General features: G+C 69.0%; 2 pseudogenes. One reads left to right on the top strand and one right to left on the bottom strand.

The features are described 5' to 3' along the window. Positions 1 to 379, top strand: a pseudogene (locus A5695_RS11040) (hypothetical protein); the annotation flags it as partial. Between the two features lie 4 nt (positions 380 to 383). Here the strand turns inward: A5695_RS11040 and A5695_RS11035 are convergent. Further along, positions 384 to 778, bottom strand: a pseudogene (locus A5695_RS11035) (hypothetical protein); the annotation flags it as partial.

Here is a 778-nt window from a genome sequence, read left to right as displayed (position 1 = left end):
CAGCGCGGAGCATGTGCCGCTGGACGCCAACGCCCCGCAGGGGGCGTTCACCGCCGCCCGGGCCGCCAAGGCCGCGGGCGTGCAGATCTCGACCATCTCCTTCGGGACGCCGTACGGCACCGTCGAATACGAGGGCGCCACGATCCCGGTTCCCGTCGACGACCAGACGCTGCAGAAGATCTGCGAGATCACCGACGGCCAGGCGTTCCACGCCGACAGCCTGGAATCGCTGAAGAACGTCTACTCGACCCTGCAGCGCCAGATCGGCTACGAGACCGTCAAGGGCGACGCCAGCCTGGCCTGGATGCTGCTGGGCGCGGTCGCGTTGGCCGGTGCGATCCTGGCCGGGCTGTTCCTGAATCGCCGGCTGCCCTCCTGAGCGATCAGACCGGCAGCCGCCGGTTGATCAGCAGCGCCAGCGCCGTCGCGATCAAGGCGGTGATCACGCCCAGGCGCAGCCACCCGGCGCTGCCCGGCCCCGGCACGGTCCGATAACCGATGTCCTTCTCGATGGCGTTGTAGCTCTTGTTGAGCTCGGCGATGTTGCTGGCGGTGTAGGACTGCCCGCCGGACAGCTTGGCGATGGTCTTCATGTGGTCCGTCGAGACCGGGACGGCGACGCGCTGCCCGTCCATCTCGATCTCGCCGGTCTTGGTGCCGAACGAGATCGTCGAAATGGGCACGCCCTCGTCGCGGGCCAGCCGCGCCGCCGTGTACGCCCCGTCGTGCGGGTCGCTGGGATTGGACGGCTTGTTCTCCCCGCCGTCGGACAGCAGCA

The sequence above is a fragment of the Mycobacterium sp. E1747 genome, assembly GCF_001667775.1.
In the GTDB taxonomy this organism is placed as follows: domain Bacteria; phylum Actinomycetota; class Actinomycetes; order Mycobacteriales; family Mycobacteriaceae; genus Mycobacterium.
Note: the sequence above shows the minus strand (reverse complement) of the source record. Positions and strands in the feature narration are given on the sequence as shown.